The 12,125-nt window shown below is 73.6% G+C and carries 14 protein-coding genes; 9 read left to right on the forward strand and 5 right to left on the reverse strand.

Going from position 1 to position 12,125, the window contains the following annotated elements; translation table 11 throughout:
- Positions 1–65: 65 nt before the first annotated feature.
- Positions 66–287, reverse strand: a complete 222-nt coding sequence (locus tag FM076_RS09290; RefSeq protein ID WP_173869438.1) for a hypothetical protein — start codon at positions 285–287, stop codon at positions 66–68.
- Positions 288–384: 97 nt separating this feature from the next.
- On the opposite strand from FM076_RS09290, the gene map reads away from it, so the two are divergent.
- From map to FM076_RS09305, 3 genes are all read left to right on the forward strand, one after another.
- The gene (gene map, locus FM076_RS09295; protein WP_173869439.1) at positions 385–1,242 is read left to right on the forward strand and encodes a type I methionyl aminopeptidase; all 858 of its coding nucleotides are present in this window, start codon (positions 385–387) and stop codon (positions 1,240–1,242) included.
- Between the two features lie 128 nt (positions 1,243–1,370).
- The gene (locus tag FM076_RS09300; RefSeq protein ID WP_173869440.1) at positions 1,371–2,048 is read left to right on the forward strand and encodes a biliverdin-producing heme oxygenase; all 678 of its coding nucleotides are present in this window, start codon (positions 1,371–1,373) and stop codon (positions 2,046–2,048) included.
- Between the two features lie 227 nt (positions 2,049–2,275).
- On the forward strand, positions 2,276–3,469 hold the full coding sequence (locus FM076_RS09305) for an RtcB family protein (protein ID WP_173869441.1): 1,194 nt from the start codon (positions 2,276–2,278) through the stop codon (positions 3,467–3,469).
- A 252-nt stretch (positions 3,470–3,721) separates the two neighbouring features.
- Here FM076_RS09305 and FM076_RS09310 read toward each other — a convergent pair whose 3' ends face one another.
- Together FM076_RS09310 and FM076_RS09315 are read right to left on the reverse strand one after the other, a co-directional pair.
- Positions 3,722–4,090 (reverse strand): MerR family transcriptional regulator, encoded by a 369-nt coding sequence (locus FM076_RS09310; RefSeq protein ID WP_173869442.1) that lies wholly within the window; start codon positions 4,088–4,090, stop codon positions 3,722–3,724.
- 124 nt (positions 4,091–4,214) lie between these two features.
- Positions 4,215–5,027 carry an SDR family NAD(P)-dependent oxidoreductase gene (locus FM076_RS09315; RefSeq protein WP_173869443.1) on the reverse strand — a complete coding sequence of 271 codons (813 nt, stop codon included), beginning with the start codon at positions 5,025–5,027 and terminating at the stop codon, positions 4,215–4,217.
- A 626-nt stretch (positions 5,028–5,653) separates the two neighbouring features.
- On the opposite strand from FM076_RS09315, the gene FM076_RS09320 reads away from it, so the two are divergent.
- Positions 5,654–6,625, forward strand: a complete 972-nt coding sequence (locus FM076_RS09320) for a hypothetical protein (protein ID WP_345944936.1) — start codon at positions 5,654–5,656, stop codon at positions 6,623–6,625.
- A 230-nt stretch (positions 6,626–6,855) separates the two neighbouring features.
- On the opposite strand, the gene FM076_RS09325 is transcribed toward FM076_RS09320, so the two are convergent.
- Positions 6,856–7,692 (reverse strand): bifunctional DNA primase/polymerase, encoded by an 837-nt coding sequence (locus tag FM076_RS09325; protein ID WP_173869444.1) that lies wholly within the window; start codon positions 7,690–7,692, stop codon positions 6,856–6,858.
- Positions 7,693–7,978: 286 nt separating this feature from the next.
- Between FM076_RS09325 and FM076_RS09330 the strand changes: the two genes are divergently transcribed.
- Entirely contained in the window at positions 7,979–8,875 is an 897-nt protein-coding gene (locus FM076_RS09330) for a glycerophosphodiester phosphodiesterase (protein WP_243274394.1), read from the forward strand.
- Positions 8,876–9,036: 161 nt separating this feature from the next.
- On the opposite strand, the gene FM076_RS09335 is transcribed toward FM076_RS09330, so the two are convergent.
- Entirely contained in the window at positions 9,037–9,645 is a 609-nt protein-coding gene (locus FM076_RS09335) for a TetR/AcrR family transcriptional regulator (protein ID WP_173869446.1), read from the reverse strand.
- 152 nt (positions 9,646–9,797) lie between these two features.
- On the opposite strand from FM076_RS09335, the gene FM076_RS09340 reads away from it, so the two are divergent.
- From FM076_RS09340 to FM076_RS09355, 4 genes are all read left to right on the forward strand, one after another.
- On the forward strand, positions 9,798–9,971 hold the full coding sequence (locus tag FM076_RS09340; RefSeq protein ID WP_173869447.1) for a DUF6243 family protein: 174 nt from the start codon (positions 9,798–9,800) through the stop codon (positions 9,969–9,971).
- A gap of 120 nt (positions 9,972–10,091) precedes the next feature.
- Entirely contained in the window at positions 10,092–10,898 is an 807-nt protein-coding gene (gene ddaH / locus FM076_RS09345) for a dimethylargininase (protein ID WP_180217742.1), read from the forward strand.
- A gap of 339 nt (positions 10,899–11,237) precedes the next feature.
- Positions 11,238–11,522: a hypothetical protein gene (locus FM076_RS09350; RefSeq protein WP_173869448.1), complete on the forward strand. Its 285-nt coding sequence runs from the start codon at positions 11,238–11,240 to the stop codon at positions 11,520–11,522.
- Between the two features lie 91 nt (positions 11,523–11,613).
- Complete coding sequence (locus FM076_RS09355) at positions 11,614–12,048, forward strand: carboxymuconolactone decarboxylase family protein (protein WP_173869449.1); 435 nt, start codon at positions 11,614–11,616, stop codon at positions 12,046–12,048.
- The last annotated feature ends 77 nt before the right edge of the window (positions 12,049–12,125 follow it).

A 12,125-nucleotide genomic window follows, 5' to 3' on the forward strand; every position in this document is an offset into this window, starting at 1 on the left:
CCCCCCGGAACCTGGTCTCGGCGGGAGCCGGCCCTCCCGGGACCTCGCCTTCCCGGAACCCCCTGTCAGCCGTCGGTGGGGCCGCGGTCGTGCCAGCGGGGGTCCTGGTCCCAGGTGGAGGTGCGCTCGCGGGCGGTCTCCAGCGCGCGCTCGGCCTCCTCACGGCTCGGGTAGGGGCCCATCCGGTTCTTGCCCGGCGACTGCGGACCCTCCTCGACCGTGCCGGTCTCCACGTTGAAGAACCACTCACCGGGTTTACCGACGGTCTTCCGCTTGAACAGAGCCATGCCCCCATGCTCCCGCACCCGGTCCCGGAGCGCAGCACCCGTAGCACGCGGGACGCGGCAGGAACGGAGGCCGGCCGCCGCGTTTAGACTCGCAGACATGTCTGGCCAGTCACTCCTCGTCCCCGGCACGATCTCCCCGCCCCGCGCCGTACCGGCGTCGATCCCGCGCCCCGAGTACGTCGGCAAGCCCGCCCCCACCCCGTACGACGGTCCGGAGGTGCAGGACGCCGGGACGATCGAGAAGATGCGGGTCGCCGGGCGCATCGCGGCGCGCGCCATGGAAGAGGCGGCCAAGCACATCGCGCCGGGCGTCACCACGGACAAACTGGACGAGGTGGCGCACCAGTACATGATCGACCACGGCGCCTATCCCTCCACGCTGGGCTACCGGCAGTTCCCCAAGTCCCTGTGCACCTCGGTCAACGAGGTGATCTGCCACGGCATCCCCGACTCCACGGTGCTGCGCGACGGCGACATCGTGAACCTGGACGTGACGGCCTACGTCGACGGCGTCCACGGCGACAACAACGCCACCTATCTGTGCGGCGAGGTGGACGAGGAGTCGCGGCTGCTGGTGGAGCGGACGCGGGAGGCGCTCAACCGCGCGATCAAGGCCGTCCGGCCCGGCCGCCGGCTCAACATCATCGGCCGCGTCATCGAGTCGTACGCCAAGCGGTTCGGCTACGGCGTCGTCCGCGACTTCACCGGGCACGGCATCAACACCTCGTTCCACTCGGGGCTGATCGTCCCGCACTACGACGACCCGCGGGCGACGACGGTCATGCGGCCCGGCATGACGTTCACCATCGAGCCGATGCTGACCCTGGGCACCCACGAGTGGGACATGTGGGAGGACGGCTGGACGGTCGTCACCAAGGACCGGAAGCGGACCGCCCAGTTCGAGCACACGCTGGTGGTGACGGAGACGGGGGCCGACATCCTGACGCTTCCGTAGCTCACCGGCGGGGCCGGGGGGGTTTCCGACAGGGCGTCGGCAACTGCTTGACTTAGGTAAGCCTAAGTAGCAGGATCGCACCGTGCCGGGCAACCGCGCCCGGCCCCGTCCACCCCCGGGAGCCAGCCGTGCACTCTGCCGCTACGCCCGCCGCCACGGACTTCTCCACCCTCCTGCGCACCGCGTCCCACCAGCAGCACACCGAGGCCGAGAACTCCGCCTTCATGAGCGAGATGCTCGGCGGCGGGCTCGGCGTGGAGGCGTACACCCGCTACACCGAGCAGCTGTGGTTCCTCTACACCGCCCTGGAAGGCGCCGCGGACCACCTGGCCGGCGACCCCGTCGCCGGCCCCTTCGTCCGCGCCGAACTCTTCCGGCTGCCCGCACTGAAACGGGACCTGACCCATCTGCACGGCGGCAGCACCACCTGGCGGCGGACGGCGGTGCCGCTGCCGGCCACCGCCGCCTACGCGGACCGCGTCACCCGCCTCGCCCATGAGTGGCCCGGCGGCTACGTCGCCCACCACTACACCCGCTACCTCGGCGACCTCTCCGGCGGCCAGGTCATCCGCGGCACCGCCGAGAAAACCTGGGGCTTCGCCCGCAAGGGCGACGGCGTCCGCTTCTACGTCTTCGACGCCATCGACAACCCCGCCGCCTTCAAACGCGAATACCGCGCCCTCCTGGACGCCCTCCCCTGCGACGACCTGGAGAAGCACCGCATCGTGGAGGAGTGCAAGCGCGCCTTCGCACTGAACACCGCGGTCTTCCAGGAACTGGGCACCCACTTCCACGTGAGCGCCTGAGCACGTGAGCGCCTGAGTTCCTGGGTTCCTGAGCGCTTGAGCACCTGAGCACCTGAGCGCCCGAGTCCGCGGCGGGCCGCACGCGTCGGGACGGAGTCCGGTTCCCGGTGGAGCCGAAAACCCTTTGGGGGAGCGGCGTGGCCCGTGCCCACAATGGTGGGGCCGAGGGGCGCCAAAGGTGGCCTCTCGCAGCGTTGTTCGCAGGGACAGGGGGAGTGGAAGCTGCCATGAGTCACGTCGAGATGCCCGGGGCGCGGGTGCCGATCCGGATGTGGACCGATCCGGCGACCGTGGAGGACGCGGCGCTGCGGCAGCTGCAGAACGTGGCGACGCTGCCGTGGATCAAGGGGCTCGCCGTCATGCCCGACGTGCACTACGGGAAGGGCGCCACGGTCGGGTCCGTCATCGCGATGCACGGGGCCGTGTGCCCGGCCGCCGTGGGGGTGGACATCGGGTGCGGCATGTCCGCGGTGCGCACGTCGCTGACGGCCAACGACCTGCCCGGTGACCTCTCGCGGCTGCGGTCGAGGATCGAGCAGGCCATCCCGGTCGGCCGGGCGATGCACGACGAGCCGGTGGAGCCGGGCGAGGTGCACGGGCTGCCGGCCGGCGGGTGGGACGACTTCTGGTCGCGTTTCGGGGGCGTCGCCGAGTCGGTGCGGTTCCGGCGGGAGCGGGCCACCCAGCAGATGGGCACGCTGGGCGGGGGCAACCACTTCATCGAGGTGTGCCTGGACACCGAGGACCAGGTGTGGCTGATGCTGCACTCCGGTTCGCGGAACATCGGCAAGGAGCTGGCGGACTTCCACATCGGCGAGGCCCGGAAGCTGCCGCACAACCAGGGGCTGGTCGACCGCGACCTGGCCGTCTTCGTGGCGGACACCCCGCAGATGGCCGCCTACCGGCACGACCTGTTCTGGGCGCAGGAGTACGCCAAGTACAACCGGGCGCTGATGATGGGCCTGCTCAAGGACGTGGTGCGCAAGGAGTTCAAGAAGGCCAGGCCCCTCTTCGACGAGACGATCTCCTGCCACCACAACTACGTGGCGGAGGAGCGGTACGACGGCATGGACCTGCTCGTCACCCGCAAGGGCGCGATCCGCGCGGGCAGCGGGGAGTTCGGGATCATCCCCGGGTCCATGGGTACCGGGTCGTACATCGTCAAGGGCCTGGGGAACGCGGCCTCCTTCAACTCCGCCTCGCACGGCGCGGGCCGGCGCATGAGCCGGAACGCCGCCAAGCGGCGCTTCACGGAGCGGGACCTCGCGGAGCAGACGCGGGGCGTGGAGTGCCGCAAGGACGCGGGGGTCGTCGACGAGATCCCCGGCGCCTACAAGCCGATCGAGCGCGTGATCGACCAGCAGCGGGATCTGGTGGAGGTCGTCGCGAAGCTCAAGCAGGTCGTCTGCGTGAAGGGCTGAGCGGTTCCGCCTTTACGGCCGGCGGAGGGACGTCCCGGGTTCGCCCGGGCCGCGCGGCCTCCGCGTGCTCGGGCGGATTCCTCGACGCGCGGCCGAGGAGCCGGAGCCGTCGTGCGTGGCCGGGCGGACGGGCGCCGTGTGCTCCGCCCGGTGAGCAGGTTCCGCCCGCTCGGGCGGGCGGTTCCCTGGGGATGGGCGGGGAGGGGAGGGTCCGCCTGCTCGGGCGGGTGGACCGGGCCGGGGGCGGTCGCGTCAGGCCGCCGCGCGTACCGTCGCCGAGGCGTGGCGCAGTGCGTCGCGCAGCCGGTCGCGGACCTCGGTCTGTGCCGCGATGCGGGCTTCCAGCACGGCGAGGCGCTCCTCGGCGACCCGCAGCCCCGCCGGGGACGGCGGGGCCGCGGCGATGTCGCCGTCGAGGCAGGGGGCGAAGAAGGAGACGTCCTCCAGGGTGAGCCCGGCGTCGAGGAGGTGGCGGATGTTGCGGACGCGCGCCTCGGCGGACGCGTCGTAGACGCGGTAACCGTTGGGGGCGCGCTCGGAGGTGAGCAGGCCCGCCTGTTCGTAGTGGCGCAGGGCCCGTGCCGTCGTGCCCGTCCGCCGCGCCAGTTCGCCGATGCGCACCTCTGCCTCCGCCTCCCGTGATTCCCGCGGCACCCAGGGGTGTCCGGGGTGCCGTGGGAAAGCGTGCCGTGTGTCCGCGTTCCGTGGAGAGGGATATCACGTTGCGGGTGAGGGCTACCACGGGTCAGGCGATCACCGCCCCTCCGTCCACGGGGAGGACGACGCCGGTGACGAACGCGGCCTCGGGCGCGGACAGTTGGACGACGGCCCAGGCGACCTCCTGCGCCGTGCCCCTGCGGCGCAGCGGTGTGTGGGCGATCTGCCAGTCGCGGAGGGCCGCGCTCTCCTCGGGGGTGAGGCCCCGGTGCTCACCGATGGGGGTCTCGATGGCGCCGGGGGCGACGGCCGCGACACGGACGCCGTGCGGTGCCAGGTCGACGGCCCAGCTGCGGGTGAGGAGTTCGAGGGCGGACTTGGTCGCGGCGTAGAGCGAGTTGCCCGGCCAGGCCCGTTGGCCGATGGAGGTGCTGATGTTGCAGATCACGCCGCCCGCGGGGGCCTTCTCAAGCGCCGGCAGTGCCGCCTGTGCCAGCAGGACGGGGGCGACGAGGTTGGTGGCGAGCTGGGTGTCGACGCCCGCGCGGGTGTAGCCGCCGAGGCTTTCGCCGGTGACGATGCCCGCGTTGTTGACCAGGACGTCGAGCCGGCCGGTGGCCTCCAGCGCGGCCGTCACGATCCGCGCGGGCGCGTCCGGGTCGGTGACGTCCGCCGGGAGGGGGGTGATCGCGCCGGTCCCCGGTTCGGCGGCGGTCTCCTGCAGCGGGGCCGCGCGCCGTCCTACGGCGATGACGTGCGCGCCCTGTGCGGCGAAGGCGCGGGCGGTGGCCCGGCCGATTCCGGTTCCGGCTCCGGTGACGACGACGGTGCGGGGCGCGGCAGCCGGGGTGGCGCCCGGGTCGGCGGCGGGACGCGCGGAGGGGGAGGTCTTCTCGGTCATGCCCCGCATCGTCGGACCCTGCCGCCAACGTCAAGGTCAAGGTCGAGACGCCGGCCGTACTTCTCGTGAGTACTGCACCACCCGCCGCCGCGCTTCCCGCGCTGGTGCCCGCGCGGTGCGGTGGGCGCCGGTGGCCGACGAGGCCGGCGCGGTGGGCCGGGTGGCGCAGCGGCGGGCCGGTCGTGCCGACCACGCGTACATCGTCATCGGCGCCGTCCCCGTGGGCCCGGACCTCCCGCTCGGCGGCGTCCCGGAGACCGGGCAGGCGGAGGCCGGGGCGGCCGGAGACCCCGTGCGGACAGGCGGTCGGCGGCCAGCAGTTCGCGCGGCGTACCGGCCGGTCGGTCCGTGCCCCGGACGATGCCCCCGGGGTGGCAGCCGGCGGCGTCGCGCACCGTCCCGGCGAGCGCGGCGCCGGTCGCGAACTCCCGCCGCCGCGCGGCGCGTACGTCCTCGCTCCCGTCGGGGCGCACCGCGCGCCGAGCCGCACCGCGCGCCCCCTCGCTCGTCCCGGTGCGCATACTGTTCCAGGCACCACGCGCGGCGCCGGTGGCCGCAGGATAGGGTGCGTTCGCCGACAGCACGGGAGGGTGGAACAGGTGAAGGGGTCGAGGGCTCGTAAGCCGGTGCGCATACCGTTCGCGGCGGCCGTGACGGCCGGGGCGCTGCTGGCCTCGCTCACGGGCTGTGTCACCGTGCACGGGGAGAGCGCCGTGGTCCCCACGGTGAGCAAGGGCGAGGCGGCGAAGGTCCTGGCCTCCTTCGTGGAGAAGAACAACCGCGCCAACACCGCCTTCGACGTGGACCTCAACTCCTCCATCGAGACGGGCCCGCTGGGCGCCATCGACCAGGCCGGGCTGACGGCGCGCAAACGGGTCCAGCCGAAGGGCAATCCCGACTACGCGCCGCTGAAGCTGACCGACACCCGGTACCTGATCCCCGAACAGGCGGGCTGGCCCAAGTTCTTCGTCACCGACTCCCGGAGCAACCGCAAGGGGCAGGGCCGCTGGCTGTTCGTCTTCCAGCGGGACCGGGCCGACGGGCCGTGGCGCGCCGCCTACCTCTCGGTGATCGACCCCGGGCAGATCCCCCGGTTCGCCCGGGACGAGCACGGGCACGTGCGGGCCGTCCCGGTGGGCGGCGGCGGGGCGGGGCTGACCGTGCCGCCGAACGAGCTGAGCAAGCGGTACACCCGCTACCTCCAGGAGGGCGCGGGCGACGACTTCGCGGCGGGGCCGCACACCACGGTGCAGCGGGAGCGGCGCAAGAAGGAGATGAAGCGCACCAGCGTGCGCAACGAGTTCGCGGACCAGCCGGCCCAGCCGCCCCAGTACCCGCCCTTCGCGCTGCGCACCAGGGACGGCGGCGCCCTGGTCTTCTTCGCCTCCCGCCACCACCACAAGCAGACGCTGCCGCGCGGCTACCGGCCGAAGGTCGACAACCCCCTGGTGAAGGCGCTGATGAGCGGGAAGCCCAAGCACGCGGTCATCTTCGAGCGGATGTCGGAACAGGCCGTCACCGTCCCGAGTGCCAAGTCCAACGGCAAGGTCACCTTCCTCAGCCGCATCGAGGGCCTGACCGCCGCGCGGGGAAGCTGACCCCGGGCCCCGGACCCGGCACCCGGACCGACCCGGCAGCCGGACCGACCTGGCGGGCCGGATTCGACTGCCGGACCCGGCGGCCGGACCGACCCGGCGGCCGGATTCGGCGATCGGACCGGCACCCGGACCCGGCTGCCGACCCCGGCGCCCGGACGCGGCGGGGGCGCCGCCCCGCCTCCCCACCGCCAGGAGGCGCCGCGGCGCCGCGGCGCCGGAGAGTGGACGTTTCAGCGCACCGGCCAGGGAGCCGGGTCCTCCATCCCGTCCACCGTGACGGCGTACTCCGCGCAGGCGTCGGTGAGGGTCTCCAGGAGCGAGAGGGGCTCGGGGAGGGCGGTGCCCGGCTCGGGCGGCCTCAGCCAGCGGACCCCCTCCTCGGCGTCGGGGAGCCGGGAGGGCGGCAGCAGCACATAGCTGCCCCGGCAGTGCCAGCGCAGCCCGGGATGCTCCTCCATGGTCTCGGGGTGGCTGTCCAGCTCGCAGGGCCACCACTCGTCCTCGTCCTCGGGGCGGCCCCGGGTCTTGGTGAAGAACAGCATCCGGTCCTCGGCCAGCAGGGCGACGGGCCCGAGCACCGGGCCGGCGCCGGGGTCGCCGGCCGCCTCCCGCCGCTCCCTCTCCTCCCGTTCCTCCAGCCGGGCCAGCGCCGCGTACCCCGCCTCGGCGGGGACGTCCAGCACGTCGTGGGTGCGGCCCGTGGCGGTGATGAAGTTGGCCTGCGGTTCGGCGCGCAGCCAGCGCTCGATCTGGGCGCGGTCGGTGGTGGCCTGCGTCTGCCAGGCGAAGGAGACGGGGTGCCGGCCGGGGGTGGGACAGCCGATGCGGACGCAGGAGCAGCCGTATCCGGAGGGGTGCGCGGCGGGGGCCAGGGGGAATCCGGCCTCGGCGGCCGTGAGCAGGAGGTTCTCGCGTTCTTCGGCGGCCTCGTCGGCCCCCGCGGCGGCCTGGCGGCCCCGCCCGCCCCAGCGGCGCCCCGGGGCTCGCGGTCCTGGGCCGGCCGCGTCCGGGACCGGGCGCCGGTCCCCGCGGTCTCGTCCCGGACGGTGGCCCGTCGGCGCAACCACTGGGCGATCCTGCTCTCGCGTTCCATCTACCGCCTCACTCCGCGACTGCGACTGCGACTGCCAGGGCGAATCGTGTATTCCGAGGGTACGCAGCGCTGCGGCGCGCTGAGGTGGAATCCACGGATCACGGATGACTCCCCTCTATCCTGCGCTCTCCCCCGCGTGATCGGGTACGCGGGGTGGCCCGCGTCACTCGTGCGAGCCACCCGGCCGGATGTCCCGCCCGGCATATCGTCCGGGTCCCACCTAACTTGGGTTCATGGTCACTAAGGCGCTTTTTGTCCCCATGGCCCCGTTGGTCGCGCTGCCCCTCGCCCTGCTCCCCGCCGCCCCGGCGTCTCCAGCATCCCCGGCATCCCCGGCGTCCCCGCAGCCCCCGGGCGCCGCCGGGGGCCTCACCGGCCCGGAGGGCGCCCTCGGGACGGCGGCGCGTGAGAGGGCGCCGGGGTCGGCGCAGCTGGCGGGGTTCACCGTCACGGCACACCGGGGCGGCGCCAAGGAGGTGCCGGAGAACAGCATGCAGGGCCTGGCCGCGACGCATCAGCGCGGCTACGCGCGCGTGCTGGACACCGACATCCGCCGGCTGCGCGACGGCACGCTCGTGGCCATGCACGACGCGACGCTCAACCGCACCACGAACAAGCGGGGCAAGGTCGCCTCGCTGACCTGGAAGCAGTGGCAGAAGGTCCGCCTCGTCCCCCGGCGCGACCTGCCGGGCCACTGGCGGCCCGAGCGGCCCCCGGCGGTGGGGGAGATCCTGGACCGCTTCGGCGGGGAGAGCCTGCTCATGCTGGAGCTGAAGGACCCCGCCGGACTGCCCCGGCTCGCCCGGATGATCCGCGAACGGCACCTGACGCGGTCGGTCCTGGTGGAGTCCAACGACCCGGCGGTGGCCGAGAGGGCGCACGCGCGCGGGCTGCTGACCGCCGTGTGGCGCTCGGCCCGCCAACTGGCCGAGGACCGCCCCGAGGAGTGGAAGCGGTACGTGACGATGCTCAGCGTCGACCACCGCACCCCGGCCCGGCACGTCCGCAAGGCGGTGCGCTCGGGCATCACGTACGTGTGGTCGCACACGGTCAACAGCCGCGCGGCCCGGGACCGGATGCGGAAGCTGGGCTGCGAGGGCATCGTCACCGACGAGCCGGGAGGGCTGGCCTTCTCGGGAGTCGTCCCGGAGCCGTAGCCGGCCGCCCCTCCCCGCGGAGCCACTCCTGCGGAGCCCCTCCCCGCGAAGCCGCTCCGCCCCTCCGCGCGGAGTCCTCCCCCCCCGCAGCCGTTCCCGCGGAGTCCTCCCCGCAGAACCCCTCCCCGCAGAATCCCTTCCGCAGAGCCCCCGCAGAGCCGCTAGGCGCGCGGGGCGAAGGCGCGCAGGGCCATCTCCACCAGCCGGTCGGCGAACTCGTGGGTCAGGGGTCCCGAGCGGTTGAGCCAGCGCTGCTGGAAGGGGCCGAGCAGCACCTCGGTGGCGAGGCGCAGATCGAGGTCGGGGTCGATCTGTCCGGCCTGCTGCCCGGCGCGCAGCCGGGCGATGTAGACCTCCAGGCCCGGTTCCTGGAGCCGGCGGACGAACTGCTCGGCCAGTTCGGCGTCGGCGGCGGAGGCGACGGCCAGCGCGCGGTAGGGCGCCTCGAAGGCGGCGTCGGAGAACTCGTCGGCGGTGGCCCGCAGCACGGTCTTCAGGTCGGCCTCGATGTCGCCGGTGTCGGGGATGCCGGCCTGGTAGTCCTCGCTGCGGACGACCTCGGTGAAGGCGTCGAGGAGGACGGCCGCTTTGGAGGGCCACCAGCGGTAGATGGTCTGCTTGCCGACGCCGGCGCGGGCGGCGATGGCCTCGATGGTCAGCTTCGTGTAGCCGACCTCGCCGACGAGTTCCATGCTGGCCCGCAGGATCGCCTTGCGGGAGCGCTCGCTGCGGCGTGAGACGTCGGGGGTCTTGGCGGTGGTGGATGGCATGGTCCGAATCTAACAGTCCACCAAGACGAGACGAACCGTCTTGACAAGACGGAACGTCTCGCACATGCTCAAGGAGCCACATCGAGACGATACGTCTCGTGCGGTGATGAATCCGCACCGAGGAGATCCGCACACCGAGGAGAGGGGACCCCATGAGCAAGGGCCGCAGCGGAAAGATGCTGGGCGTCGGCGGAACACGCGCCCACCTGTCCCGCAAGCAACTGCGGGGCGGCGGCGGCCACCCCGGTCACGGGCCCGGCGGCCACGCCGACCCGGCCGCCCAGAAACGCGAACTCCTGCGCAGGCTACGGGAGTCGCGCGACTGAGGCGGTGCCCCGGGCGGGAGCCACCCACAAGCGGGGAAACCAGCCGCAACCCGTCCCCGGAAGGCTCCTTGGGGAGGACCATGGGCGCACCGCGCACCGTCGTTCCCTGAGGAGCCTTGGATGTACGCAACCCGTCGCTATCTGATGTGCCCTCCCACCCACTTCCGCGTCACCTACTCCATCAATCCCTGGATGGACCCCGGCAAACCGGTGGACCTCCCCCTCGCGCTCGCCCAGTGGGAGGCCCTGCGCGACCGCTACCGCGCCGCCGGCCACACGGTCGAGATCCTCGACCCCGTCCCCGGGCTGCCGGACATGGTGTACGCCGCCAACGGCGCCACCGTCATCAACTCACGGGTGCTCGGGGCGCGGTTCGCCCACCCCGAGCGCACCGGGGAGGCTGCGGCGCACCGCGCCTGGTACCGCGCGCACGGCTTCGCCGACGTCACCGAACCCGTCCACATCAACGAGGGCGAGGGCGACTTCGCCGTCACCGCCTCCTGGCTGCTGGCGGGCCGCGGCTTCCGCAGCAGCCCGCTCTCCCACGGGGAGGCGCAGGAGTTCTTCGGCCGCCCCGTCATCGGCCTCGACCTGGTGGACCCGCGCTACTACCACCTGGACACGGCGCTGTGCGTCCTCGACCCCGAGTCGGAGGACGTCATGTACCACCCCGACGCCTTCTCGCCCGGCAGCCGGGCCGTGCTCGCGCGGCTGTTCCCCGACGCGCTGCTCGCCGGCGCGGACGACGCCCGCGCGCTCGGTCTCAACGCCGTCAGCGACGGGCACCACGTCTTCCTGCCGGAGGCGGCCACCGGGCTGTTCGGCCCGCTGCGGGCACGCGGGTACGAGCCCGTGCCCGTCGCCCTCACCGAACTGCTCAAGGGCGGCGGCAGCGTCAAGTGCGTCACGGCGGAGCTGCGCATGTGACGTCCGCGCGGGCAGGGGCCTGGCCGACGAGTCCGTCCGGTCCGCCGTGCTGCTGGCTAGGGAGACGCTCCTGCCCGCCGAGCGGGTCGCCTTCGTGCCGCGGGAGGTCTTCGCCATCCCCGCGGCGCGGATCGCCGAGGTGCTGGACCGCTCCCCGCCGCCGTCCACCGGCTCGTCTCCCGGGCCCGGCGCACAATGGCCGCCGCCGGGGCGCGGGCACGGGGGACGCGGCGGACGGCGACGGTGCGGCCCCGGGTACCGGGGCCGCGCGCGGCGAACACGCCCGCGTCCTGCGGGAGTTCCGCGCGGCGTACCAGACGGGAGAACCTTGAGCGGCTGGTGCGGCTGCTGGACCCGGACCCGATTCGCGTCACCGACGGCGGCGGCGAGGTCCTCGCGGGTCGCGAGCCGGTCACGGGCGGGCGGCGCGTCGCCGAGCTGCTGCCGCGGGTGGGCTCCCGGTGCCGGCTCCAGGGGCCGGAGCCGGTGGAGGCCGGCGGCGAGCCCGCCCTGCCGTACCGCCGGGAGGGCGCGGTGCGCTCCGCGGACACGAGGCGGCTGCGCGGCGGCCGGATCGTCGCGTGCTGGCGGCAGCTCGCGCCGTCGGAACTCGCGCACATCTGAAAATCCATCCACCGACGGCGTGACGCCGAGGGATGCTGTCTCGTCTCCCTGTCGAACGGACGACACGGGACACCCGAGGTGAGGAGCACCCATGGCACGGATGGATCTGGGCAGCGCGGCACCGGAACCGTACAAGGCGATCGTCGAGGCGGCCGGTGCCGTCGACGCCGGGCCGCTGGAGGCGACCGTACGCGAACTGGTACGGATCCGGGCCTCGCAGCTCAACGGCTGCGTCTTCTGCGTGGACCTGCACACGCGCCAGGCCCGCCGGCAGGGCGAGCGCCAGGAGCGGCTGGACCAGCTGCCGGTGTGGGAGGAGTCCGAGCTGTTCAGCGCGCGGGAGCGGGCCGCCCTGGCCTACACCGAGGCGGTCACCCGCGGTGTGCGGGTGGACGCCCCCCTGTGGGAGCGGGTGTGCGCGCACTTCCCCGACGAGGCCGAACGCGGGCACCTGGTGGCCCTGGCGGCCCTGATCAACGCCCTCAACCGGCTGGGCGTGCCCCTGGAGATGCGGCCCGCGTCCTAGGGGCGCCGGGTCAGGTCCCCGGGGACCCGTCACAGGGCACGTCCCCGGGACCCGTCACAGGGCGTCCCCGGAACCCC

The sequence above is a fragment of the Streptomyces albus subsp. chlorinus genome, from assembly GCF_013302895.1.
Lineage (GTDB): Bacteria > Actinomycetota > Actinomycetes > Streptomycetales > Streptomycetaceae > Streptomyces > Streptomyces chlorinus.

Excerpts from the sequence above, each read along its gene's own strand:
- FM076_RS09290 (WP_173869438.1), bottom strand. The coding sequence starts at position 287 with ATGGCTCTGTTCAAGCGGAAGACCGTCGGTAAACCCGGTGAGTGGTTC.
- map (WP_173869439.1), top strand. The coding sequence starts at position 385 with ATGTCTGGCCAGTCACTCCTCGTCCCCGGCACGATCTCCCCGCCCCGC.
- FM076_RS09305 (WP_173869441.1), top strand. The coding sequence starts at position 2,276 with ATGAGTCACGTCGAGATGCCCGGGGCGCGGGTGCCGATCCGGATGTGG.
- FM076_RS09315 (WP_173869443.1), bottom strand. The coding sequence starts at position 5,027 with ATGACCGAGAAGACCTCCCCCTCCGCGCGTCCCGCCGCCGACCCGGGC.
- FM076_RS09330 (WP_243274394.1), top strand. The coding sequence starts at position 7,979 with ATGGCCCCGTTGGTCGCGCTGCCCCTCGCCCTGCTCCCCGCCGCCCCG.
- FM076_RS09335 (WP_173869446.1), bottom strand. The coding sequence starts at position 9,645 with ATGCCATCCACCACCGCCAAGACCCCCGACGTCTCACGCCGCAGCGAG.
- FM076_RS09340 (WP_173869447.1), top strand. The coding sequence starts at position 9,798 with ATGAGCAAGGGCCGCAGCGGAAAGATGCTGGGCGTCGGCGGAACACGC.
- ddaH (WP_180217742.1), top strand. The coding sequence starts at position 10,092 with ATGTACGCAACCCGTCGCTATCTGATGTGCCCTCCCACCCACTTCCGC.
- FM076_RS09355 (WP_173869449.1), top strand. The coding sequence starts at position 11,614 with ATGGCACGGATGGATCTGGGCAGCGCGGCACCGGAACCGTACAAGGCG.